Here is a 22,972-nt window from a genome sequence, read left to right on the forward strand (position 1 = left end):
CCTAATGCTACATTAGGATTTTTTTTATGCCTAAATTTCAGCAATGAAAATTTATGATGTAATTATTATCGGAGGAGGACTCGCAGGTTTGACGTCAGCTATAGATTTGTCCTCAAGTGGTTTTGAAGTCCTACTCATAGAGAAAGACGAATATCCCAAGCATAAAGTATGTGGAGAATATGTTTCCAATGAAGTGTTACCCTACTTTAATCGTCTCGGAATTGATATCAATCAAACTAAGGCAGATCAAATCAACCGTTTAACATTGAGTAATCGAAATGGTGAAACTGTAAATGTCGGGTTACCTTTGGGTGGTTTTGGAATGTCAAGATACGCTTTAGACCATCTGCTTTATGAGAAAGCAAAATCTAATGGTGTCCAATTTAAGTTTGAGACCGTAACGGGTGTTGAATTTGAAAATGAGCAATTTTGTATCACAACAAACCAACAAAATTATTATTCTGAATTAGCTATTGGTAGTTTTGGAAAACGCTCCACCTTAGATAAAAAACTAGGCAGATATTTTATTAATAAAAAGACTCCTTGGATTGGAATTAAAGCGCATTACCAGAGTGATGATTTCCCTAATGGCGAAGTACAACTCCATAATTTTGAAGGTGGGTATTGTGGTCTTTCAAAAACAGAAACCGGAGCGGTCAACTTTTGCTATTTAGCACATTATGACAGCTTCAAAAAAGAAGGTTCTGTTGAAAATTTCAATCAACATATATTAACCAAAAATCCCAAGCTGAAATCATTTTTGAAGAATTCTGAAATGCTTTTCGATAAGCATTTAGCGATTTCACAAGTGTCCTTTCAGAATAAAAATGCTGTAGAGAATCACATGTTGATGGCTGGAGATTCTGCAGGGCTTATTCATCCACTTTGCGGTAACGGTATGGCTATGGCGATACATTCAGCTAAATTACTTTCAGAAGAAATAAAAAAATACAAAACTTTTAAAAGCAGAAATCAGTTGGAAGAAAACTATACGGCTATCTGGGAACAGACTTTTCGTAAAAGGCTTATTTTTGGATCGGCATTTCAAAAGATACTTTTACAACCCAAACTAACTAATTTAGGGATGTCATTAGTTTCAAAATCTCCATTTTTGATAAAAAAAATGATTCAGCAAACCCACGGTAAACCCATTTCATGAAATATATTTCAACCAAAATAAGAAGTCGGGAAGATGAAATTATGGATGAGTTTGACTTTAAAGGAGAAGAGCTCAAAAAGGTACTCCGTACTATTGATAAAATCAACACCAAGCTTGGCGGGCATCGGGTGACTAGAAAAGGTATTCAGGAATTATTAGAGAACAACTCCAAGAAACATCTAGTCATTGCAGACTTAGGATGTGGAAGCGGTGATGCTTTGAGACAAATCTCGAAATGGGCAAACAAGCAAGGCCTCAATGTTCAACTTATAGGTATAGATGCCAATCCTTATACGATCGAGATTGCTAGAGAATGGTCAAGAGATTATAAGAATATTTCATACCGAGTTATTGATGTTTTTAGTGAAGATTTTGAGGACTTTGAAGCTGATATCATTACTTGTTGTCTCACACTTCACCATTTTGATGATCAATCCATAGCAAAACTTTTACCGATTCTTTCAGAAAAAGCAAGTTTGGGATTGGTGATCAATGATCTGCACAGACATAAATTAGCATACCAATTATTCAAGCTATATTGCTTAGTGTTTGTAAATTCAGATATTGCAAGAAAAGATGGACTCACTTCAATTCTGAGAGGATTTAAGTCAGTAGATTTAGATAATTACGCAGAACAATTAAATTTAAAGCACCACATTTCATGGTATTGGGCATTTCGATACCAGTGGATCATATACAGCTCATGAGTGTAAAAATAGAAACAGTAGCAACACAAACACCCCAATATTATAAGGAAACCAAAGATATTATTCCTTTTGTTGAGATGTGGCTTGCCGATGAAGATGAAAGGTTCCGAAGGAAAGTTGTAAAAATTTACGAAGGCGCTCAAGTGGATAAGCGGTATTCCATTATGGATCCTGAAGAAGTATTTGAAGCTACCTCTTTTGAAGATAAAAACCGAATCTATACTCGGGAAGCTAAAATCCTGGGTAAAAAAGTTTTGGAAAAAGCATTACGACAGGCTGACTGGTCTCCGCAGAGTTTAGATTATATCATCACTGTGAGTTGTACGGGAATTATGATTCCTTCCTTAGATGCTTTTCTTATCAACGATTTGGATTTGCGACAAGATATCGTGAGGCTTCCAGTAACCGAAATGGGTTGCGCAGCAGGAATTTCTGGGATGATTTACGCCAAGCAATTTTTGCAAGCAAATCCTGACAAAAGAGCGGCGATAGTCTCTTTTGAAGCACCAACTGCCACCTTTCAGCTTAGCGATAAGTCGATGGCCAATATGGTGAGTTCTGCCATTTTTGGAGACGGTTCTGCCTGTGTGTTGATGAGTTCTGAAGAAACTTCCACTGGTCCAAAAATCCTTGGAGAATCCATGTATCATTTTTACAACGACACTCACATGATGGGGTTTGACTTGACCAATTCTGGCTTGAAAATGGTTCTTGATATTGATGTTCCGGAGAAAATAAGTGAGCATTTTCCTCAAATTATCCATCCATTTTTGGAAGCAAATCAAACTAATATAGAAGATATAGATCATCTAATTTTTCATCCTGGAGGCAAGAAAATCATCAATACAGTGGAAGCTCTTTTTGGTGCAATGGGTAAAAATATAGACGACACTAAAGAAGTCTTAAGACTATTTGGGAATATGAGCAGCGCTACAGTGCTCTATGTATTGGAACGCATGCTCCAAAAAGACATCAAAAAAGGAGAAAAAGGCTTGATGCTAAGTTTTGGACCTGGCTTTTCAGCACAACGGATTCTTTTGGAGTGGTAATTTTTTCTGAATTTGATTCAAGCAAGACTTAATTTTTAAAGATATTCAGCTTATGACTAATCAATCGCTTAAACATTTCGCCCTGGTTTTGGGAGGAAGTCAGGGTTTGGGATATGCTTCAGCATTGAAGTTGGCTCAAAATGGCTGGAATTTACTCATCATTCATAGAGATCGAAGAAGTGATTTACCTGACATCGAAGCTAGATTTGATGTTTTAAGGCAATGTGGTGTTGATCTAAAATCATTTAATCTGGACGCGACAAATTCAGAAAAAAGGAAAAATTTTATAAAACAACTTCCAGAATTACTAGGTGGATCTGGAAAAATAAAACTGCTTCTTCATAGCATCGCTAAGGGAAACCTGAAAGCCATGACCGGAGATTCTCCACTTAATCAAACAGACTTGCAAATTACAGCCAACGCGATGGCTTACAGTTTTTATGATTGGGCTAAAGATCTTTTAGAAGCGGGTTATTTCGCGAAAAACTCGAAACTTTTAGCCTTTACAAGTGAGGGAAATCAACGGGTTTGGAAACATTATGCTGCTGTTTCTGTGGCCAAAACAAGCCTTGAAACACTCATGAAATATATGGCAACGGAATTTGCTGAGTATGATATTACTGCGAACTGTATTCAGGCCGGAATGGTAGAAACCCAATCTTTCCAAATGATTCCAGGTCATGAACAATTGAAAGAAGCTGCTGTAAAGCGAAATCCCTTTCAGCGCTTAACGCAACCTGAAGATATTGCTAATGTGGTCTATTTATTAAGTCTAGAAGAATCCAATTGGATCAATGGCTCTGTCATCAAAGCTGATGGTGGAGAAAGTTTATAAGATATCAACGCATGAAATCATCCAAAATCATTTCAAAATTACCATATCAGGAGCCTTTTCTTTATGTAAAAACCATTGATGAGGTGTCGGAGAACTTTATAAAAGGAAGTTATACTTTCAAAGCTTCTTCCTGGTTTTATAAAGGGCATTTCAAAAATAACCCGATTACGCCAGGTGTTATTCTCACTGAATGTGCCGCTCAAATTGGTTTGGCAAGTTTTGGGTTTTACCTTTTATCTCAAAAAGAAAACATTAATCTTGAGCAAGTAAAATTGGCAATGACGTCAACCAATGTTGAGTTTTTAAAACCCGTTTTACCTGGAGACAAAGTCCTAGTAGAAGCTGAAAAAGTATATTTTAGATTTAATAAATTAAAAGTATCCGTAAAAATGTTTGATTTATCTGGAGATTTAGTCCTTCGCGGTGAGCTTGCTGGAGTGATATTACCTTAATTATGAAAAAAACAAGAGTTGTAATCACTGGAATGGGAATCGTTGCTCCCAATGCTACAGGTCTTTCTCAGTTTGAGCAAGCTATAAAAGTAGGTAAAAGCGGAATTGAATTTCATCAGCAACTAAAAGATTTAAAATTTAGTTGTCAGATTGGAGGTATCCCTGAAATATCTCAGGTAATTTTGGATAACAACTTCACTGCTTTGGAACAGCGAGGACTTTTAGCTACGGGATTGATTTATGGAGGTATTGCCGGACAAGAGGCCTGGAAAGATGCTCAACTGGAAATCAATGACGAACTCGATACAGATACTGGAATCATTTTCGGAACTGGTGTTCTTGGTGTTGAAAAATTAAGAGAAGCGTTTAATAAAATAGATGATAAGCAAGTCAGGAGATTGGGAAGTACCAGCGTTTTGCAAACTATGGCCAGTGGGATTAGCGCCTTTTTAGGTGGAAAACTAGGCTGTGGCAATCAGGTAACATCCAACTCATCAGCTTGCACCACAGGCACAGAAGCTCTGTTAATGGGATGTGAACGTATTCAATACGGAAAAGCTAAGCGTATGCTGGTAGGAAGTTGTAGTGATTCCGGACCTTATGTCTGGGGCGGTTTTGATGCCTTACGAATTTTACCTTATCAATATAACGATACTCCAGAATTGGCGTCTCAGCCCATGTCGGCAACAGCTTCAGGCTTTGTGCCGTCGAGTGGGGCAGGAGCGCTAATGTTGGAAAGTTTGGAATCTGCTTTAGAAAGGGGCGCAAACATTTATGCCGAAGTTTTAGGTGGACATATCAACTCTGGTGGTCAGCGAGAGCATGGAAGTATGACGGCTCCCAACTCCACGGCCGTTAAGAGCTGCATCTCGCAAGCAGTAGTGGATGCAGGAGTAAATTCAGAAGAAATTGACCTTATTAACGGACACCTGACAGCGACAGCCATGGATGCTACCGAAATTGAGAATTGGTCTCAGGCTTTAAGGTTAAAAGGAAAAGATTTTCCTTATATCAATTCACTTAAAAGCCATGTTGGTCATGCTTTGGCGGCGGCCGGTAGTCTTGAATTGGTGAGTTCTGTTTTGGAATTAAAAGGGGGATTTATCTTTCCTAACCTCAATTGCGAGATGGTCCATCCTGATATTCTTAAACTCATCGACGAAGATAAAATTCCCAGAAAACTTATTGAAAAAAAGATCAATCTTTTAGCGAAGGCTAGTTTTGGATTTGGGGACGTCAACGCCTGTGTAATTTTAAAATCGTATACCAATGAATAAACAACAACTCAAAAAGCGCTATTGGATTTTTGGTGGACTAGGAACTGGTTTGCTTGGATTCGGCCTTTCTGCGCTAGTGGAAAGTGGGTTTTTGAAGCACAGCGAAGCACCGGCCTGGCAGTGGATACTGGCCGGAACTTTATCTTTAATTTTGATCATGACAGGCATTAATTTCTTGTTTGAAAGTTTTAGATGCAAACAAGAAGTGAATAATAATTTTTAAGAAGTTCATTTTCTTTTCTTCTGAATTTGATAGTGGAAAGCTTGATGTTTTGAGACTTGATTATAAAAACTAATTAGTAAATTGCTCTCAAAAATATATGACTTCTGAAGCTATTCAAGAACGACTAAAAACCATAGTTAAGCCCTACATCAACAATCAAGAGAACTTCGAAAAGTTATCAAAAGAGTCAGATTTCATTAACGATCTTGAAATTAATTCGGCTAATTTGGTAGATATTGTACTAGATGTTGAGGATGAATTTGACATTAGGATTGAAAATGATGATATGGAAAAAATGACTAATGTAGAAGCAACAGTGGAGGTGATCCAAAAGAAACTTTCAGCAAAGTGATCGGAAACGACATTGTCGATTTAGTCAAAGCAAAGCAGGAGTCGAATATTTTCCGGCCTCGTTATCTTGAAAAAGTTTGTTCACCTGAAGAAATTGATCTTGTACTTTCGAGCTCAAATGCAATCAACACCTTCTGGAGAATCTGGACGATGAAGGAATCTGCCTATAAAGCCTTTCAAAGAGATCTAAGCTTCAAAACTTTTTTTAATCCATTTGCTTTTACTTGTCAGTTTAAGGACTCAGATTTTGGGGAGCTTAATTATAACGGACATCAACTTTCAACAAAAACAATTCAAACTAAGGAATTTATCTATTCTGAAGTAGTTAATTTTAGAACAACACAGAGATTTTTTGGCTCTTCATCTGATTTTTTAAAAAAACTGAAAACAGAGTTGAATCTAAAATCGCATCCAGAACTGACAAAAACAAAAGATGGTCTTCCAGTTTTGGACTTAGCGCATAAAATGTCACCTATTTCCAAAACTCATCATGGAAACTTCCAAGCCTTTCAGTATTAATTATTTAATAAAGATTAGGTGTGTATTGCATTTCATGCTCATAGTTTAATATATTTGTTAATATGAGCTATTTTAAATACATTTTTTCACTTTTCTTATTGAGTTCAATAGTGCTTAGTGCTCAAAATCGGGATTTTCCAACCCGTGGGTCTGAAGTGATCAATAATCCGAAGTTTAAATCTTCGAATTCTACCTCAGGTTTTAATCGACTTGGCGTACCCAATCGAAGCAAAGTCAAAGACATATTTGCTAAAAATGAAGAAGGGGTAGATTTCAAACCTAAAACTCAGTATACAAATCCAAGTGAAATCTGGACGGATAAGCTCAACAAAAAGCCTGAAGATGAAAACAAAGGCATGAAGGAGGAATGGGCTGAAGATATGAGTCTTGGTGATTTTGTGACCTCATCAGATAAAATGACATTCATATGTCGAGATCATATGATGTTTGATGGTGATAGAGTTCAGATAAAGGTAAATGGTCAAGTCATTGTTCAAAACTTACTTTTAGAAAATGCTTACAAAGAGATAACAATACCTCTTGAAATAGGTTTTAATAAAATTGAATTCATAGCTCTCAACCAAGGTGAAGCTGGTCCTAATACTGCAGAATTAAAAATAATTGATGGTTCAAAGTTATTATCAAGAAATGTTTGGAATTTGTTGACCGGCGTGAAAGCGAGTACAGTCATAGTCAAAAACGAATAGTTACATTTCCAAAACTGCCAGTGCCAATCTTATTTTCTCATAACTCAATTTTTCATTTAGCTCTTCATAAATAGGCTTCAGAACTCCTTCATAAGGTGCTTTTTTAAGACTGTTCTCCACCATTTTCACTTCAGTTTTCGATACGAGTTCACTTAGATCTATAGGTTTGCTTTTGGCTACTAAGGTGCATAAATGAGAAACTATGGTCGTTGGTTTTAGATTACGCTCTTTTGCTATTTCATCAATACTTTTTCCTTTTTGATAAAGTTCGTAGGTTTCGTCATAAGTAGATACTTTTTTCTTTCTCTTCTTCTTGTTGAATAACTTAATTACGTCTATAAATTCATCCGCATACTTTTCAGCTTTCAAGCTATTTACACCGCTTATATATTTGAATTCTACCTCATTCTGTGGTCTTTCTTTTTCTATTTCTTTGAGTGTTGCATCGTTGAATACAAGGTAAGGAGGGATATTTTCTTCCACAGAAATTTCCATTCTCAATTTTTTCAGTTGATTGAATAAATTGGAAGTTTTTATATTTTTTTTACTTTCTACAAAACCAGGCTGATCGGCTTTAGGTTTGGTGAGCCAAACTTGTTCGTTTTCAAAAAGAACTTTTTTAGCCAAAGGCGAAAATTCCAAAGCATTTTTTCTGTGAAATGCAATTTCGATATAGCCTAAATTGATGAGTTGTAAAATATAATGTTGCCAGTCCTTCCAGCTGATGTTAGTTCCGATTCCGAAGGTCTTGAGATCCTGATAACCTTTATCGTAAATACCAGCATTTTTGGCTCCTCTTAAAATATCGATGATGACACCAATGGGTTCTTTTTGTTTGACTCTTGCTACTGCAGAAAGTGCTTTTTGGGCAATAACTTTAGCATCTATAAATCTCGGTGGATTTTTACATACATCACAAAATCCGCAATTTTCAGTGAGGTGTTCACCAAAATAACCTAGTAAAATTCTTCTTCTGCACGAGGTAGCTTCAGCAAATTGCTTCATTCGCTCCAGCTTAGCTTCCTGAACTTCTTTGTTTTTACCATCCTCGATAAAGCGTTTGTACTGAATGACGTCGGCATACGAATGAAACATCAGTGCATTGGCAGTGAGTCCATCTCTTCCAGAACGACCGATTTCCTGGTAATAGCTTTCTATGTTTTTGGGCATATTATAGTGAATCACCCACCGTACATTAGACTTATCAATACCCATCCCAAATGCAACCGTAGCACAAATAATTTGAGTTTTGTCGTAAACAAATTCTTCTTGGATTTTAGACCTTGTTTCAGAATCCAGGCCAGCATGATATGCCTTAGCTTTAAAACCTTTTTGAGTCAAGTCTTTTGCTAGTTTCTCGGTAGATTTCCGACTCAAGCTATAAACAATTCCTGCTTCATCTTTTCTTTTCAGCAAGAAATCTTCAATTTGCTTCATGCGCTCGTTGGCGTTTCTCACTTCCAAAAAGATGTTCTCTCTGTCAAATGAAGACAAGAATACTTTAGCTCTCGGAATGCTAAGTTGTTTTAAAATATCTTTTCTTGTGGTCTTATCTGCCGTTGCTGTTAAGGCTAAAACCGGCGTGTTGGGTAAAGATTTTTTTAAAAAACCAAGCTGTTGATACGAAGGTCTGAAGTCGTGCCCCCACGACGATATGCAATGTGCTTCATCTACAGCAACACAACTGATGTAGTTTTCATTTAAGATTTCCTGAAGTCCAGACAGGCTTTCTGGGGCTGTATACAGTAGTTTAAGTTCCTTATTAGCGACTTTTGATTTGATAATTTGCTGTGTCTCTGGCGTCTGTGTTGAATTAAAAAAATCTGCTTCAATTCCATTGCTTCTAAGCCCATCCACCTGATCTTTCATCAAAGCAATAAGTGGAGAAATTACAAGCGTAGCACCCTCAAATTCCAGAGCTGGTAACTGAAAACACATAGATTTCCCACCACCTGTAGGCATAACAACAAGTCCATCGTTTTTATTAAGAACATGTTCAATAATTTCAGACTGATTCTTTCTGAAACTATCATAACCAAAATAAGTTTTTAGGTGTGAAAGGCTGTTCTGAATCAGTTCTAAAGACATGTTTATTATTGAGGAATTGAAGATGCAAATTACAATTTCAATTTCAGTTTTTTAAAGTTGAATAATGATATATTTGTTGAAATGATATCCAAAAAGACAAAATACGCCATCAATGCCTTAGTTTTTTTAGCTAAAAGAACTGGGGAAGGACCAATAGTTATAAGTGAGATTGCTGAAAAAGAACGTATTCCAAGAAAATTCCTAGAATCTATATTGCTTAGCCTGAAAAAAGCAGGGCTTCTCGCCAGTAAAAAGGGGAAAGGTGGTGGCTATTTTCTTCTTCAAGATCCGGAAGAAATCAATTTAGCTGATGTTATGCGTCTTTTTGACGGTCCCATTGCTTTTTTACCTTGTGTGACTTATAAATATTACGAACGTTGCGAAGAATGCAAGGATGAAGAGACTTGCGGAATTCGTGATGTGTTTTTTGAGGTCAAACAGAAGACTGTAGAACTTCTTAAGCAGGCAAGTTTGAGTGAAATTATAAAACGAGAAAGTAATTTAATTTCTCATTTGTAATAAATCTTATCTCATTAAGAAGTTATGCTTTTAATATAGGGTTAAAGTATATTTTTTAAGTGTTAGACCTCACAGATTTCCAAAACTGGTGAGGTCTTGGAAATCAATTTTGTAACACAACAACTTTCTTTTATATCCTATTTTAAATAATAATGACTTCAACCTCATATTATTCGAATAAAATTTATTTATATAAAGTCTATAGATTTGGTAGACTATTCTATATTTGGCAAAAATATTTTCAATGACCACTGCCGCTATAATTACTATTTGTGTCATTATTCTTGCTATCATTCTATTTGCTACTGAAGCTTTACCAATCGATCTTGTCGCCATCTCGATAATGATCATTTTAGTATTAACAGGAGTGATTACCCCACAGGAAGGTGTAGAAGGTTTTAGCAATAAGGCTACAGTTACCGTTGCTTTTATGTTCGTTTTGAGCGCTGCTCTGCTCAAAACGGGTGCTCTTCAAGTTTTAGCTCATCGTTTGTCAAATATATTTAGATACAATTTCAACAGTGGTATTTTAATGATGATGTTTATGATTGCGATTATTTCCGCATTCGTTAATAATACTCCAGTAGTTGCTGTTTTTATTCCTGTTGTTATTCAGATTGCTCATACCTCAGGGCAGAGTCCCTCAAAGATGTTAATCCCACTTTCGTTTGCTTCCATATTTGGGGGAATGTGTACACTTATTGGGACGTCAACAAATATTTTGGTAAGTGGTATTGCTGAAAAGGAGGGAGAAAAAGCAGTGGAAATGTTCCAAATGACTCCTGTAGCTGGAATTCTTTTAGTGGTAGGGGTGGTTTATATGTCCATCTTGGGCATTCGGCTACTTCCAAAAACCAGACGTACCAAAGATCTAAAAGATAAGTTTGAAGTGAATAATTATATCACCTTAGTGGAGTTGTTATCAAATTCAACTTCAATAGGAAAAAAAATTATGGATTCTGAACTGGTTACAGAATTCCAAATGGATATCATTGAAGTGCGACGTGATGGAGGCCAGTTCACACTCCCCCCCGGTGATTTTGAACTCAATGAAGGTGATATTTTAAAGGTAAGATGTGATGTTGAAAAGTTGAAATCTCTGAAGGGAAAAACTAAGACGCTGACGGTTTCCCCTTTGAAAATTGGCGATAATGATTTGTCAGGTAAAAATTCTGCTTTGGTTGAAATGGTGATTACATCGTCTTCAGAAATTCATGGAAAAACTTTGAGGGAACTCGATTTCAGAAGACGATTTAGAGCAATACCACTTGCCATAAAGCACAGAGAAGACATACAGCATAACGATTTATACGATGTCAAACTTAGCGCTGGTGATGTCATCCTAGCTGAAGTAAAATCACATTATATAAAAGAATTAAATAAGCTGGAGGCTGGACAAAATACGCCCTTTGTCCTATTATCTGAAAATCACCTTACAGAATTTGACAAAAAGAAATTTGCAATAGTAATCTCTCTCATTGCGATTATGGTTGTTCTGGCTAGTCTTGGAATTTTAGATATCATGGTAGGCTCTATTTGTGCTGTGATCATTTTAGTTTTGGCCAAAATTCTTAGCATGAAGGAAATATATAAAGCCATCAACTGGAAGATTATTTTTTTGCTGGTTGGTGCTTTGAGTTTGGGCCTGGCTATTTCGAAAACAGGACTAGATATTTTAATTGCCGAGGCCCTTTTGAATAAATTGCAGCCTCTTGGAATCATAGCCGTGATTTCTGGATTGTATTTGGTGACATCGCTGCTTACAGAAGTTATGTCCAACAATGCTTCTGCAGCACTCATGACCCCGATTGCTATTGCCATTGCTCATACTTCTGGAGTTGAAGTCTTGCCTTTTCTCATCACTGTAATGATAGCAGCTTCAGCTACTTTCATGACCCCAATAGGTTATCAAACTAATACTATGGTCTATAGTGCAGGAAATTATAAGTTCAGAGATTTTTTTAAAGTAGGTTTTCTTTTGAATATTATATTTTGGATCATTTCCAGCTTTACGATTCCATGGTACTTCGAACTCGTCTAAAACAGATCGAATAAGCTAAAAAACCTGAAAGCTACGAATAGATTCAAAAGGGCAAAAAACAAAGAGGGGAAGGACAGAATGAAATTATCTTTAATTTTAATCCTCACCCCAAATCCCAAGCTCATCAAAACCGAAAGTCCAATTGCGGCAACAAAACCTAAAATTGGCTCAAAATAGAATCCAGCTACTAGCCCAGCTGCTCCGAGTACTTGGAAGAAACCTGTAAGTTTCCTTTGAGCTGGAGTTAGTCCAAACCTCTCAAATTCTTCGAACATTTTGGGATTATAAAAGCACCCTAACCCATAAAAAAAGAATGAAATACTTATAAATAAGACTAAGATTTGTAAGATGATCATATTGCGTTATGGCGCTAAAATTTGAAACGGTTCCAAAGGTATGTTTCTTAAAATCCAAAACCCTAAGACTAAAGCTAAAATTAACCAAGGTGCAACTTTATTTTGTAAAAGATTTTCAGTTTTCTTTTCCGGAGATTCTTTTATATAAGAAGTGTAAGCTTTGTAGGAGGCAATAAAGATTAAAAATAGAATTAAAAAGTTGTGTTGTAAACCGATCCAGATATTTCCGTGTAAAATTTCATGAATTGCGCGTTGGGAGCCACAACCAGGACAGTGAAAGCCTGTTAAAAGATGAAAAGGACACTTTGGAGTATATGCAGAAGTACTTGGGTTAATAGCATAATAAAATATACCCGTAGCAAGAATTACCACGGGTATACTTATTTTTAAAAACAAATGATTTTTACTCAGCATTTATCTATTAGCCTTTTCCAATTCTTTCTGATATTCTTCCATAAATTTATCCATAAATTCTTCTCCAAAAGCAGAAGTGAATAGGATTATACCTATAATAAATAGGACCACTATTGATACAATAGTTACTATCCACCAGGTTTTTGCATTTTTTGAAGCCCTCACAGCACCTTCATAATCTTGCATATTGTACTTTGAATTTACCTTAGAAGCATAAACAATACTTATAATACCAAAGATGGTAGAAGGAATAATACTACAAGCAATAACTGAAATTACAGTTGAAATAATAGCCATTGGCATATGGCTATTCGGTTTGGGCGGTTGAGTTTGGTTAGTTTCCATGAAATGATTTTTTAATTTGGATAAAATTAACTTTTTCAGTCAAACTACCTAAAATTTTATTTAAAATTATTTCAATTCATGAACAAATTCAGAAAGAGCTTTTACCGTGTGGTCAATGTCTTCATAAGATAATGCATCGTTCAAGAAATAGCTTTCAAAGGCACTTGGAGGCATATAGACTCCACGATCCAGCATGCCATGAAAATAAGCTTTGAATTTGTCATTGTTACCATGGGCAGCAGACTTAAAGTCAGTTACAGGATTTTCACAAAAGTGAATTGAAATCATAGAGCCAATTCTATTGATTTGATGAACAATCCCAGCATCATCAAGGACTTTTTTCATGCCTTCATGAAGATACTCGGTTTTCTTACTCAAACTTTCAAAAACGTCTCTGTTGGAATTTAGTTCGGTTAACATGGCATAACCTGCTGCCATAGCCAAAGGATTTCCACTCAAAGTACCAGCCTGATATACAGGTCCATCTGGTGCAAGATGATTCATCACCTCTGCCTTTCCAGCAAAAGCACCTACAGGTAAACCTCCACCTACAACTTTACCGAAAGTTACTATATCAGCTTTTACTCCCAAGAGCTCCTGTACTCCGCCAGGTGCCAATCTAAAACCAGTCATAACTTCATCAAAAACCAAGAGAATATTGTTATCATCGCAAAGTTGTCTCAAACCCTCCAGGAAGCCTTTTTTCGGGATAATGCATCCCATATTACCGGCTACAGGTTCTATAATGATACAGGCAATATCACCTTCGTTTTCCTTGATAACTGTTTTCACACTTTCAAGGTCATTATAGTGTGCTAAAAGTGTGTCTTTAGCTGTTCCTTTGGTAACTCCGGGCGAATTCGGTTCTCCGAAAGTTACCGCTCCGCTTCCTGCCTGTATCAGGAATGAATCACTATGACCATGATAGCAGCCTGCAAATTTTATGATTTTATCTTTTCTGGTGTAGCCTCTTGCCAATCTTACTGCGCTCATACAGGCTTCAGTACCACTATTGACAAATCGAATTTTATCGATGTTGGGTACCATTTCTACAGCTAGTTTGGCAATTTTAGTTTCCAATGCTGTTGGTATTCCAAATGAAGTTCCTTGTTTAGTTTTTTCTACAACAGCCTCTACAACAGAAGGAAAAGCATGTCCCAAAATCATTGGACCCCAGGATGAAATATAGTCTATTAATTTATTGCCATCTTCATCATGCAGGTAGGCACCTTTTGCTTCTTTAACGAAAATTGGATCTCCTCCAACTGCATTGAAAGCCCTTACCGGAGAATTGACACCTCCAGGAATGTATTTTTTGGCTTCATCAAATAATGCACTACTTCGTTTATATATCATAATATCAGTTTTTAACTTTTAGTTGTTGACCAATTTGAATGAGGTCATGCCCCAATTTATTAATTACTTTCAATTCTTCAACTGAGATACCGAATTTTTCAGAAATATTATAAAGTGTATCTCCTTTTTTTACATTGTAAAATTCTGTTCCTGTGCTTATTAATCTTTTAGGTTTAGGCAAAGGAATATTTGCTGTTTTACCCAAAACGGCTCTATCAAACTCGTTAAGTTGATAGCGCTCTATTAGGCTTATTAATTTTTCAGGATATCTTGGGTCTGTTGCATACCCAGCTTTTCTTAAGCCTCTGGCCCAAGCTTTGTAATTATCGCTATCATAATCAAATAGGAAATTATAACGTGTTCTCTCAAATAGAAATAAAGAGTGATCTCTAAATGAGAATTGAGGATTCGTATATTTCCTGAAGCATTCTTGAGCTTCATCATCATCGTGATACACTTTCTCACCCTCCCATCCGTTGCACTTTATCCCAAAATGATTGTTGGAACGTCGAGTTAAATTCCCGTTACCAGAGCCAGACTCAAGAATTCCTTGAGCTATAGTAATGCTCGCGGGAATGCCGTACAATCTCATTTCTTCCTGAGCTATTCCGGCATAATTATAAATATACAGCTCAACTGCATTTAGATTGGTCAGGTCCTCATCTTGGATATCTTCATCCAGGTGATCTTCCAAATCAATATATTTATTGGGTTCGGATTGTTTTTCCTCAGTTTGGGTTTTTCGGTACTGATCTCGGTTTTTTTCTACTGAAGCTGTTTTCGCTTTCTTTGATGTTCCACAAGACATCATCATAAGCAGAAACAAAAAACTAAAAACGAAAGTATATTTCATAAGCTATTAATAGTTTGTAATCCTTTTTGTTTTAAAGTTTGATTCATACCATCGACACCTTGAAGTCCTCCAGTATGAACCGCTAAAATACGAGTATTTTTAGGAAAAAACCCGGATTGAATCATGTCAAAAATGCCATAAAACATCTTCCCTGTATAAATAGGGTCGAGCGGAATATTGTAATTGCGTTGGAAAGTGTTAATGAACTCAATCAATTCTGAAGTTACTTTTGCATAGCCTCCAAAATGATAATCAGTCTGAAGTGACCAGTTAGTTTTTTTTGTCCACTTTGAAACTTCTTTTTGAAGAAAATCACCCTTCAAAGCACTAAACCCTATACAGTGTTGATGGCTCTTAGAACCTTCAATTAGTCCGGCAAGAGTTCCGCCAGTTCCAACAGATGAACATATCACGTCAAAATCATCTTCCTTTTCTATAATTTCTTGGCATCCTCTTATAGCAAGTAAATTGGTTCCCCCTTCAGGAATTATAAAAATTGATGGGTTCTTTTCGATCAGTGATTTTACAACTGGGATATTTTCTTTATTCCTATAATCACTTCTAGTGACAAAATAAAACTGCATCCCTTTTTGATGAGCGTAAACCAAAGTCGGATTAGTCGATAAGGTTTTTTCTAAGTCCTTTCCCAATTCTTCCCCACGAATTATTCCAAAAGATTCAAGTCCTAAAATTGAACAAGCTTCTGCTGTCGCTGCAATATGATTAGAAAAAGCTCCCCCAAAAGTCAATATTTCTGAGTTTTTTCTTTTTTTAGCCTCAAGAAGATTATACTTTAATTTTCTAAACTTATTTCCTGAAATTACGGGATGAATGAGGTCTTCACGTTTTATACACAAATCAATTCCATTAAAATTTCCAATACACTCTGTAACAGAATCATAGTTTTTTTCAAAAAAAGAAATTGAACTCATAATAACTTATAAAATAAAACTCAAAATTAAAGCCTTATCTTCGATTTAAAGAAAGGTTTAATTAAATTTGATAGATGAATTACTTTAAAAAGCAAATTCCGCTCGAGGAAGGTGATTTTTATTTAACAAAAGAAGGTTACAGGTGTTTTACAGAACAATATCATTTAAAAAGAGGGTATTGCTGTAAAAGCGGATGCAGGCACTGTCCATACGGTTATGATAAGAAAAAACAAAACAATTGCAATTAGATTTATCTAATTGCAACAAACGGCATACTAATTGTTTTGTATTATTCAATAAATAATGAGATTAATCAATTAAAATATTAAAACATGAAACTATTAAAAGTAACATTAATTTTAATAAGTATAATTTCATTCACTTCTTGTTCTTCTATAAAAGTCGCAACAGATTATGATAAAGAAATAGATTTTAATTTATATAATTCTTTTGCGTTTTATAAGCCAGGAATTGATGCTGCAGAGATTTCAGATTTAGATAAAAAAAGAATTCTTAGAGCTATTGAAAGAGAATTGGTAGCTAAAGAAATGGTAAAAACCACTAACCCTGATTTGTTGGTAAGTATTTTTACTGAAACTAGAGAAAATGTAAATATTTATCAGAATAATTTTGGATACGGTTGGGGCTGGAATCCATATTTCTGGGGACCGGGAGGTTTCAATACTGTATCTTCCAACATTGAAGGAACACTTTATATTGACTTAATAGATGCCAAAAAAAATGAGTTGGTTTGGCAGGGTTTAGGTACTGGGATTTTAAGTCTAGACATGGATAAGAAAGAAGAAAAGATTAATGAAATAGTAAATAAAATAATGGAGAAATATCCTCCAGAAAGAGATCAGAAGTAAGTTCATGGTTGTTTATTTAGTTTGTTAGGTAAAGCTGTACAAAAATGAAATCTTCATTTTGTACAGCTTTATTTTTTAAGCCTATATCAAAGGTTTGTCTTGATTTTATTAAACAGACCTAAGCAACTTTTAAAGATTTTAATATAAATAAGTTCTAAGGCCTACCGTTATAAATTTCAGAGTTAGAGAGTTTTAAAAATATATGTATGAGTAGAGGATTTGTAAAAGAAAGTGATCAGGAAGAACCAATAGTTGTTCCTCCAAGAGCATCATTGCCAGATAATGAAATAAATTACGTGACTCCACACGGAAAAAAGCTTTTGAATGAAGAGAAAAATTCTCTAGAGAAACAACGTGTAGAACTTGAGGTAAAAGATGAAACTGAGCGAAGACGTGAATTATCTTTAATAGATGGTAAACTCAAATTGTTGATGGAAAGATTAAAAACTGCTCAAATAATTGAACCTAAAAGTCAAAATCAGAATGAAGTAAGATTTGGTTCTACGGTAAAGTTTAAAATGTACGGGAATTTACAAGAGTTCAAAATCGTTGGAGTAGATGAAGCCAATGTAAAGCTGAAAAAGATAGCATTTATATCTCCATTAGCTAAAGCGATGACTTCAAAAAAAGAAGGAGATAAATTTGATTTCAAACTCGGCGAAGAACGACGTCCAATAGAAATCATAAGCATCAAGTACTAAACTTTATTTAAGACTTACCTTTTTATTCTTTTTAAATCTAAAAAATGATTCCTCATAAATTTACATTTCAGAAATTTTCTTGATACTTTCTGGATGTACCACATGTTTTCCATTGAATTTAATCACCTCTGGGACGTTAGGAAAGATTTGTCTTGCCAGTTGAAGTTGGGAATAAATCCTATCTTTTGTTAGGTATTCATCCTGAGTTCCGTAGATGATTGATGTTTTTAAGTTGGGAAGATATGCAAAGCTGGTTGAGTCAAATTCACTAGGAATGCTCCCTGAATGGATCACCAAATGATCACAATTAACTTTATGTTGTGCCAGCCAACGAGTCACCACAGAAACTCCTTGTGAAAACCCCAAAAGAATAATGTTTTTACCCTCTGGCAATTTCTCTGTTTGTAATATTGCGTCAAGATAATTCAGAACATTTTCAATCTCCTGCTCTCTATTTTCTTTGGTAAGCCATGAGGCGCCGACATATTTGTAAGCTTTTGTTTGATAATACTTTGAAGGCGCTTGTGGTGCAATGACATAGTTTAATTCTGGGTCAAGATTTTCGAAATAACTGATAAAAAATTTACTCAAAAAACCAATGCCGTGGCAAGCTATCCAAACATTTTTGGTTTCTTGAGTAAGTGTGTTAAGAGTAGAGTAGGTGTTTGTGGTTTCATAATTAACGTTTTTAGTAAGGCTCACTTCACTTAAAATTTAAAAATTTTCAAACCAAAGTAAATGTTTAATTTTGTTTGACATGAAATTTTCAAGACTTTATCTTATCATATTTTTCATGCTCAACAATTTTCTGTTGGTATTTGCTCAAGACAAGTCCTTGACTAAAATTAATGGAATGAGCATGGTAGCTTCAAGATCAACTATAAATGATGCTAATGCTAAAGACCTTCGAGATATTGGAAGTAATTATATAGCTGTAATGCCTTATGCTTTCATGCCTAAAGCAGAAAAAGCTCAACTATTTTTTGATACCAAAAGACAATGGATTGGAGAAACCCTTGCAGGAATAGAATCTGATGTGGAAACCCTACAAGCATTGGGATTGAAAGTTATGATAAAGCCTCATATCTGGATTGCAAGCGGGGCTTTTACAGGCAATATTGCAATGACTTCTGAGGAAGATTGGATCCAATTCGAAGAGAATTACAAAGCCTATATTTTAGCATTTGCAAGTATGGCTGAAAAAAATAAAGTTTCACTTTTTTGTTTAGGAACAGAATTGAACAGTTTTGTTTCGGAAAGAACAGAATTTTGGTGTGAGCTTATTGAAGAAGTGAAATCCATTTATTCTGGAAAGCTAACTTATGCCGAAAATTGGGATAAATATGATGATGTTATATTTTGGGATAGTTTAGACTACATTGGAATTGATGCCTATTTTCCAATCTCTGAAAATAAAACTCCAAGTGTAGAGAAAGTCAATTTTGCTTGGCATGGATTGAAAAGTGCTTTAAAGTCCTTTTCTAAAGATTATAATTCTAAAATACTTTTTACTGAATATGGTTATAGGAGTATTGATTATGCAGGTAAAGAGCCCTGGGAGTCTTCAAGAAAAGAAGTCTCAGGCAATGAAACAGCGCAGCTTAATTTATTAAAAGGCTTACATCAAAGTATTTGGGATGAAGATTGGTTCGCAGGTGGTTTTTTATGGAAATGGTTTCCGAATTATAATTCCGATTCTAACAGGCATCATAATCGCTTTACGACTCAGGGAAAAATCTCTGAAAGCTATTTGAAGTCTTTTTTCAAAAAAATATAAATCTAAACTAAATTCCATAAAAGTCTTTTAAAATATTCTGTATTAATAGCAGTGATGGCTTTGCTTTCGTAATTTTGTGAATTCAATTTTTGAAAAATGGATAAACAAAAGATATTAGAGCAGTGCAATGCTTATACCAAAAATACGTTGATGGAAACCCTAGATATTTCCTACGTAGATGTAGGTGAAGATTTCCTTGTTGCAAGGATGCCAGTGACCCCAAAAGTACATCAGCCGGATGGAGTTCTACACGGAGGAGCCATGGTAGCTCTCGCAGAAAGTGTTGGAAGCGCCGCTTGTTTTGTTTTTTTGGACACTAAAAAATTCATGATTCGTGGTTTGGAAATTTCTGCAAACCACGTGAGGAGTTTAAGTTCAGGTAATGTGTTTGCCACTGCAAAGTTTATTCATAAGGGGAGAACCACTCAGGTTTGGGATATCAAGTTGACAGATGTTGAAAACAGACTTATTTCAGCAGTAAAGTTGACAACCATTGCTCTACCTAAAGCAAGCTAATGCAAAAACTACGGGAACATATTGAGGAGGCCTGGACTTCACAATTGCCTTTTGTGGCTTATCATCTCCCAAACGCAAGTGACGTCCGCTGTTTTTTTCCAAAGGATTCAGAGCTACGTCACCTTCAGCGTTACGATGAGTCTGGATTTATATTCTCGGCTTTTGAGCCTTTATCCCAACCCATCGTCTTTCCTGAAGCTATTTCTGAGGTTTTAAAGTTTGAGCTCATCGATTATGAAGTGGAATCGCAAAGCAAATTCAGAATAAAAGAAGATCCTGGCGAAAAAGATGAATACATAAAACTGGTAGCCAATGCGATAGATCAAATTAAGACTGATGAGGTAAGAAAGATTGTGGTTTCTAGAAAGATCTCTGCAGACTATGATTTGCAAAATCCGGTTGAATTATTGCTGAAATTGATACAGTTCTATCCCGAAGCTTTTACCTATGTTTGGTTTCATCCTGAAGTAGGATTGTGGGCCGGCGCATCTCCGGAATTTCTTGCTAAAACTCACAGAACACAGTTTAAAACTATGGCGCTGGCTGGAACTAAGCGAGTAGGGGAAGACAGAGATTGGACCGAAAAGGAGCTGGATGAGCAACAAATCGTGACTGATGAAATTGTAAACGGGCTAAAAAAACATACAAAAACCCTTGAGGTTTCTGAGCGAAATACAGATAAAGCAGGAGAGCTTCTGCATTTAAGAACGGATATTACGGCGACTCTGGAATCATCGAATCTGGGGGATGTTTTAAAACAGTTACATCCTACTCCGGCAGTTTGCGGTTTGCCTAAAGAAAAGGCTTATCAGTATTTGAAGGCTAATGAAAATTATGAAAGGCAGTTTTATGCTGGATATTTTGGAGAGCTCAACATGCCGTATCATAACCAAAGATCCAGTAGAACCAGGAATCAAGAAAATCAAGCTTATAAATCTATAGTTAGGGCTTCCAATTTGTACGTTAACTTGCGCTGTATGAGTTATGCAGACGAAAAAATTAATATATATGTGGGCGGTGGCATCACAAAAGACAGCAATCCCGAAGATGAATGGACAGAAACAGTCAATAAATCTAGGACGATGTTAAAAGTGCTATAATAAATTGTAAGACTATAGCTATTTAGAAATCTCCCCTCTTATTTTAGCATTATGAATCAGATCTATTCTAGCATTCCAACAGCTCAACTAATCGTCGAACTTTGTGTTTTGAATGGCATAGAGCATGTAGTAATCTCGCCAGGTTCCAGAAATGCACCTTTAACGATAACACTAGCAAATCATCCCAAAATAAATGCCTACAGTATTGTTGATGAACGTTGTGCTGGTTTTTTTGCACTTGGCATGACTCAGCGTTTCAATGCTCCTGTGGCTGTGGTTTGTACTTCTGGTTCAGCGCTATTGAATTATTATCCAGCAGTATCAGAAGCATTCTACAGCAATTTACCCTTGGTAGTGATATCTGCAGACAGGCCTCCGCACTTAATAGATGTCGGAGATGGACAAACCATAAGACAGCCAAATGTTTTTAAAAATCATATTTTGTACTCAGCTAACCTAAAATCTGATTTTCATAATTCTGGAGATCAATCTATTTTAGATTTCAATACTAAAGAAACTCACAAAGCACTTCAAACTGCTATATGGAATCAGGGACCAGTCCACATAAACGCTCCTTTTGATGAGCCACTTTACAATAAAACAGATCAGTTGGATTTTACAATCCCCAAATTGGCGTCTTTGAAACCAAATAGTGCTAAAATCGATGTTTCAGATTTTATTAATTCTTGGAATACTTCGTCTAAAAAATTGGTTTTAGTAGGGGTGAATTTGGATGAAAAAATTGATGAAAGTTTCCTCGAACTGTTTTCGGAAGACCCTTCTGTTATTGTCATGACTGAAATTACTTCTAATATATCAGACAGAAATTTCTTTACAAATATAGACTCAATTTTAGCTCCTATCGAGTCAGAAGCTAATACTGAAAAATTATTTGAGGCGCTACAGCCAGACATGCTTATTACCTTTGGAGGATTAATTGTATCCAAAAAGATTAAAAAGTTTCTAAGACAATTTCAGCCTAAAAAGCATTTCCATATCGATCCAAGAGAAGCAAATGATACCTTTTTCTGCTTGACTCAGCATTTTGAAACTTCGGTCAATTCTTTTTTTGAAAAATCTAATTCATCACTAACCAAAATCGAGTCTTCCTATTTTGAAAGCTGGAATGCCATTCGATTGAAAACTCTGTTGTATAGAAAACATTATAAAAATGAAATTGGATTTACTGATTTTGCTTTTTACTATAGTTTATTTGAGCATTTACCTCAAGATGAAACAGTTCATTTTGCCAACAGTTCCAGTATTCGTTATGCAAATTTGTTTGATTCCAGACGAGAAATCAAGGCTTTTGCCAACAGGGGAACTAGTGGCATAGATGGAAGCACCTCTACAGCCATTGGCTATGCAGTCGCCAGCCAAGAGCCAACGACATTGGTAACTGGCGATCTTAGTTTTTTCTATGATTCCAATGCACTTTGGAATAACTATATTCCTAAAAATTTTAAAATCATTCTTCTTAATAATTCTGGCGGTGGTATTTTTAGAATACTTCCTGGAAATAAAGATGAAGACTATTTTGCCAATTATTTTGAAACTACGCATAACCTCAACGCCAAACAACTGTGTGAGATGTATCAATTACAGTATACAGTAGCGCATGATTTAGTGGATGTTGACAGAGAATTACCTTTATTTTTTAAAAGAAATAGATCTCCACAATTGATCGAAATCTTCACACCAAGATTGGAAAATGATAAAGTGCTTCTTGGGTATTTTGACTATCTGAGAAAGCATATTGACTTCCAGTCGGTTTTAAATTTTAAAACAACAGAGTCCACTTCAAACTAAGTCAGTTTCAATTTTAA

General features: G+C 35.7%; 27 protein-coding genes. 19 read left to right on the forward strand and 8 right to left on the reverse strand.

Annotation, left to right across the window (positions count from 1 at the left end; translation table 11 throughout):
* Positions 1–43: 43 nt before the first annotated feature.
* From LB449_RS04110 to LB449_RS04155, 10 genes are all read left to right on the forward strand, one after another.
* On the forward strand, positions 44–1,159 hold the full coding sequence (locus LB449_RS04110; RefSeq protein ID WP_224453803.1) for an NAD(P)/FAD-dependent oxidoreductase: 1,116 nt from the start codon (positions 44–46) through the stop codon (positions 1,157–1,159).
* Positions 1,156–1,866, forward strand: a complete 711-nt coding sequence (locus tag LB449_RS04115) for a methyltransferase domain-containing protein (protein WP_224453804.1) — start codon at positions 1,156–1,158, stop codon at positions 1,864–1,866. Before LB449_RS04110 ends, LB449_RS04115 begins: the two co-directional genes overlap by 4 nt.
* Positions 1,863–2,915, forward strand: a complete 1,053-nt coding sequence (locus LB449_RS04120) for a type III polyketide synthase (protein WP_224453805.1) — start codon at positions 1,863–1,865, stop codon at positions 2,913–2,915. Before LB449_RS04115 ends, LB449_RS04120 begins: the two co-directional genes overlap by 4 nt.
* A gap of 52 nt (positions 2,916–2,967) precedes the next feature.
* Complete coding sequence (locus LB449_RS04125) at positions 2,968–3,750, forward strand: SDR family oxidoreductase (protein ID WP_224453806.1); 783 nt, start codon at positions 2,968–2,970, stop codon at positions 3,748–3,750.
* Positions 3,751–3,761: 11 nt separating this feature from the next.
* Positions 3,762–4,202 carry a 3-hydroxyacyl-ACP dehydratase FabZ family protein gene (locus tag LB449_RS04130; protein WP_224453807.1) on the forward strand — a complete coding sequence of 147 codons (441 nt, stop codon included), beginning with the start codon at positions 3,762–3,764 and terminating at the stop codon, positions 4,200–4,202.
* Between the two features lie 2 nt (positions 4,203–4,204).
* The gene (locus LB449_RS04135; RefSeq protein ID WP_224453808.1) at positions 4,205–5,479 is read left to right on the forward strand and encodes a beta-ketoacyl-[acyl-carrier-protein] synthase family protein; all 1,275 of its coding nucleotides are present in this window, start codon (positions 4,205–4,207) and stop codon (positions 5,477–5,479) included.
* Complete coding sequence (locus LB449_RS04140) at positions 5,472–5,702, forward strand: hypothetical protein (protein WP_224453809.1); 231 nt, start codon at positions 5,472–5,474, stop codon at positions 5,700–5,702. The genes LB449_RS04135 and LB449_RS04140 overlap by 8 nt, the downstream gene beginning before the upstream one ends.
* A gap of 97 nt (positions 5,703–5,799) precedes the next feature.
* A complete protein-coding gene (locus LB449_RS04145; RefSeq protein WP_224453810.1) occupies positions 5,800–6,054 on the forward strand; it encodes an acyl carrier protein in 255 nt (84 codons plus the stop codon).
* A complete protein-coding gene (locus LB449_RS04150; RefSeq protein WP_224453811.1) occupies positions 6,051–6,572 on the forward strand; it encodes a 4'-phosphopantetheinyl transferase family protein in 522 nt (173 codons plus the stop codon). Before LB449_RS04145 ends, LB449_RS04150 begins: the two co-directional genes overlap by 4 nt.
* A 62-nt stretch (positions 6,573–6,634) precedes the next feature.
* Complete coding sequence (locus LB449_RS04155; RefSeq protein WP_224453812.1) at positions 6,635–7,279, forward strand: hypothetical protein; 645 nt, start codon at positions 6,635–6,637, stop codon at positions 7,277–7,279.
* On the opposite strand, the gene recQ is transcribed toward LB449_RS04155, so the two are convergent.
* Complete coding sequence (gene recQ, locus LB449_RS04160; RefSeq protein WP_224453813.1) at positions 7,280–9,367, reverse strand: DNA helicase RecQ; 2,088 nt, start codon at positions 9,365–9,367, stop codon at positions 7,280–7,282.
* A gap of 81 nt (positions 9,368–9,448) precedes the next feature.
* On the opposite strand from recQ, the gene LB449_RS04165 reads away from it, so the two are divergent.
* A complete protein-coding gene (locus LB449_RS04165) occupies positions 9,449–9,886 on the forward strand; it encodes an RrF2 family transcriptional regulator (protein ID WP_224453814.1) in 438 nt (145 codons plus the stop codon).
* A 244-nt stretch (positions 9,887–10,130) separates the two neighbouring features.
* Positions 10,131–11,927 carry an SLC13 family permease gene (locus LB449_RS04170; protein ID WP_224453815.1) on the forward strand — a complete coding sequence of 599 codons (1,797 nt, stop codon included), beginning with the start codon at positions 10,131–10,133 and terminating at the stop codon, positions 11,925–11,927.
* Here LB449_RS04170 and LB449_RS04175 read toward each other — a convergent pair.
* The 6 genes from LB449_RS04175 to LB449_RS04200 form a co-directional block, all read right to left on the reverse strand.
* Positions 11,924–12,283 (reverse strand): DoxX family protein, encoded by a 360-nt coding sequence (locus tag LB449_RS04175; RefSeq protein ID WP_224453816.1) that lies wholly within the window; start codon positions 12,281–12,283, stop codon positions 11,924–11,926. The genes LB449_RS04170 and LB449_RS04175 overlap by 4 nt on opposite strands.
* Before the next feature lie 6 nt (positions 12,284–12,289).
* Complete coding sequence (locus LB449_RS04180; RefSeq protein ID WP_224453817.1) at positions 12,290–12,679, reverse strand: DUF2752 domain-containing protein; 390 nt, start codon at positions 12,677–12,679, stop codon at positions 12,290–12,292.
* 18 nt (positions 12,680–12,697) lie between these two features.
* Positions 12,698–13,042, reverse strand: a complete 345-nt coding sequence (locus LB449_RS04185; RefSeq protein ID WP_224453818.1) for a CD225/dispanin family protein — start codon at positions 13,040–13,042, stop codon at positions 12,698–12,700.
* 66 nt (positions 13,043–13,108) lie between these two features.
* The gene (gene hemL / locus LB449_RS04190; RefSeq protein WP_224453819.1) at positions 13,109–14,398 is read right to left on the reverse strand and encodes a glutamate-1-semialdehyde 2,1-aminomutase; all 1,290 of its coding nucleotides are present in this window, start codon (positions 14,396–14,398) and stop codon (positions 13,109–13,111) included.
* A 4-nt stretch (positions 14,399–14,402) separates the two neighbouring features.
* Positions 14,403–15,251, reverse strand: a complete 849-nt coding sequence (locus LB449_RS04195; RefSeq protein WP_224453820.1) for a glucosaminidase domain-containing protein — start codon at positions 15,249–15,251, stop codon at positions 14,403–14,405.
* Positions 15,248–16,183: a 1-aminocyclopropane-1-carboxylate deaminase/D-cysteine desulfhydrase gene (locus LB449_RS04200; RefSeq protein ID WP_224453821.1), complete on the reverse strand. Its 936-nt coding sequence runs from the start codon at positions 16,181–16,183 to the stop codon at positions 15,248–15,250. Before LB449_RS04200 ends, LB449_RS04195 begins: the two co-directional genes overlap by 4 nt.
* A 74-nt stretch (positions 16,184–16,257) precedes the next feature.
* On the opposite strand from LB449_RS04200, the gene LB449_RS04205 reads away from it, so the two are divergent.
* From LB449_RS04205 to LB449_RS04215, 3 genes are all read left to right on the forward strand, one after another.
* The gene (locus LB449_RS04205; RefSeq protein WP_224453822.1) at positions 16,258–16,431 is read left to right on the forward strand and encodes a DUF5522 domain-containing protein; all 174 of its coding nucleotides are present in this window, start codon (positions 16,258–16,260) and stop codon (positions 16,429–16,431) included.
* A gap of 84 nt (positions 16,432–16,515) precedes the next feature.
* Entirely contained in the window at positions 16,516–17,052 is a 537-nt protein-coding gene (locus LB449_RS04210) for a DUF4136 domain-containing protein (protein ID WP_224453823.1), read from the forward strand.
* Positions 17,053–17,258: 206 nt separating this feature from the next.
* Positions 17,259–17,753, forward strand: coding sequence for a GreA/GreB family elongation factor (locus LB449_RS04215; RefSeq protein WP_224453824.1), 495 nt, complete (start codon positions 17,259–17,261; stop codon positions 17,751–17,753).
* A 60-nt stretch (positions 17,754–17,813) separates the two neighbouring features.
* Here the strand turns inward: LB449_RS04215 and LB449_RS04220 are convergent, their stop codons facing one another.
* Positions 17,814–18,455, reverse strand: a complete 642-nt coding sequence (locus LB449_RS04220; RefSeq protein ID WP_224453825.1) for an alpha/beta hydrolase — start codon at positions 18,453–18,455, stop codon at positions 17,814–17,816.
* Between the two features lie 55 nt (positions 18,456–18,510).
* Between LB449_RS04220 and LB449_RS04225 the strand changes: the two genes are divergently transcribed.
* The 4 genes from LB449_RS04225 to menD all read left to right on the forward strand — a co-directional run bounded on the left by LB449_RS04225 (position 18,511) and on the right by menD (position 22,955).
* A complete protein-coding gene (locus LB449_RS04225; protein WP_224453826.1) occupies positions 18,511–19,530 on the forward strand; it encodes a glycoside hydrolase family 113 in 1,020 nt (339 codons plus the stop codon).
* A gap of 96 nt (positions 19,531–19,626) precedes the next feature.
* The gene (locus LB449_RS04230; protein WP_224453827.1) at positions 19,627–20,046 is read left to right on the forward strand and encodes a PaaI family thioesterase; all 420 of its coding nucleotides are present in this window, start codon (positions 19,627–19,629) and stop codon (positions 20,044–20,046) included.
* On the forward strand, positions 20,046–21,146 hold the full coding sequence (locus tag LB449_RS04235; RefSeq protein ID WP_224453828.1) for a chorismate-binding protein: 1,101 nt from the start codon (positions 20,046–20,048) through the stop codon (positions 21,144–21,146). The genes LB449_RS04230 and LB449_RS04235 overlap by 1 nt, the downstream gene beginning before the upstream one ends.
* 51 nt (positions 21,147–21,197) lie before the next feature.
* A complete protein-coding gene (menD, locus tag LB449_RS04240; RefSeq protein ID WP_224453829.1) occupies positions 21,198–22,955 on the forward strand; it encodes a 2-succinyl-5-enolpyruvyl-6-hydroxy-3-cyclohexene-1-carboxylic-acid synthase in 1,758 nt (585 codons plus the stop codon).
* Positions 22,956–22,972 lie beyond the last annotated feature (17 nt).

The sequence above is a fragment of the Psychroflexus lacisalsi genome (assembly GCF_020164495.1).
GTDB lineage: Bacteria > Bacteroidota > Bacteroidia > Flavobacteriales > Flavobacteriaceae > Psychroflexus > Psychroflexus lacisalsi.

Coding starts and splice junctions, on each gene's coding strand:
- LB449_RS04175 (WP_224453816.1), bottom strand. CDS start 12,283: ATGATCATCTTACAAATCTTAGTCTTATTTATAAGTATTTCATTCTTT.
- LB449_RS04200 (WP_224453821.1), bottom strand. CDS start 16,183: ATGAGTTCAATTTCTTTTTTTGAAAAAAACTATGATTCTGTTACAGAG.
- LB449_RS04195 (WP_224453820.1), bottom strand. CDS start 15,251: ATGAAATATACTTTCGTTTTTAGTTTTTTGTTTCTGCTTATGATGATG.
- LB449_RS04230 (WP_224453827.1), top strand. CDS start 19,627: ATGGATAAACAAAAGATATTAGAGCAGTGCAATGCTTATACCAAAAAT.
- LB449_RS04125 (WP_224453806.1), top strand. CDS start 2,968: ATGACTAATCAATCGCTTAAACATTTCGCCCTGGTTTTGGGAGGAAGT.
- LB449_RS04210 (WP_224453823.1), top strand. CDS start 16,516: ATGAAACTATTAAAAGTAACATTAATTTTAATAAGTATAATTTCATTC.
- LB449_RS04135 (WP_224453808.1), top strand. CDS start 4,205: ATGAAAAAAACAAGAGTTGTAATCACTGGAATGGGAATCGTTGCTCCC.
- menD (WP_224453829.1), top strand. CDS start 21,198: ATGAATCAGATCTATTCTAGCATTCCAACAGCTCAACTAATCGTCGAA.
- LB449_RS04140 (WP_224453809.1), top strand. CDS start 5,472: ATGAATAAACAACAACTCAAAAAGCGCTATTGGATTTTTGGTGGACTA.
- LB449_RS04185 (WP_224453818.1), bottom strand. CDS start 13,042: ATGGAAACTAACCAAACTCAACCGCCCAAACCGAATAGCCATATGCCA.
- LB449_RS04235 (WP_224453828.1), top strand. CDS start 20,046: ATGCAAAAACTACGGGAACATATTGAGGAGGCCTGGACTTCACAATTG.
- LB449_RS04145 (WP_224453810.1), top strand. CDS start 5,800: ATGACTTCTGAAGCTATTCAAGAACGACTAAAAACCATAGTTAAGCCC.
- LB449_RS04225 (WP_224453826.1), top strand. CDS start 18,511: ATGAAATTTTCAAGACTTTATCTTATCATATTTTTCATGCTCAACAAT.
- LB449_RS04115 (WP_224453804.1), top strand. CDS start 1,156: ATGAAATATATTTCAACCAAAATAAGAAGTCGGGAAGATGAAATTATG.
- LB449_RS04110 (WP_224453803.1), top strand. CDS start 44: ATGAAAATTTATGATGTAATTATTATCGGAGGAGGACTCGCAGGTTTG.
- LB449_RS04120 (WP_224453805.1), top strand. CDS start 1,863: ATGAGTGTAAAAATAGAAACAGTAGCAACACAAACACCCCAATATTAT.
- LB449_RS04215 (WP_224453824.1), top strand. CDS start 17,259: ATGAGTAGAGGATTTGTAAAAGAAAGTGATCAGGAAGAACCAATAGTT.
- LB449_RS04155 (WP_224453812.1), top strand. CDS start 6,635: ATGAGCTATTTTAAATACATTTTTTCACTTTTCTTATTGAGTTCAATA.
- LB449_RS04165 (WP_224453814.1), top strand. CDS start 9,449: ATGATATCCAAAAAGACAAAATACGCCATCAATGCCTTAGTTTTTTTA.
- LB449_RS04130 (WP_224453807.1), top strand. CDS start 3,762: ATGAAATCATCCAAAATCATTTCAAAATTACCATATCAGGAGCCTTTT.
- LB449_RS04205 (WP_224453822.1), top strand. CDS start 16,258: ATGAATTACTTTAAAAAGCAAATTCCGCTCGAGGAAGGTGATTTTTAT.
- hemL (WP_224453819.1), bottom strand. CDS start 14,398: ATGATATATAAACGAAGTAGTGCATTATTTGATGAAGCCAAAAAATAC.
- LB449_RS04170 (WP_224453815.1), top strand. CDS start 10,131: ATGACCACTGCCGCTATAATTACTATTTGTGTCATTATTCTTGCTATC.
- recQ (WP_224453813.1), bottom strand. CDS start 9,367: ATGTCTTTAGAACTGATTCAGAACAGCCTTTCACACCTAAAAACTTAT.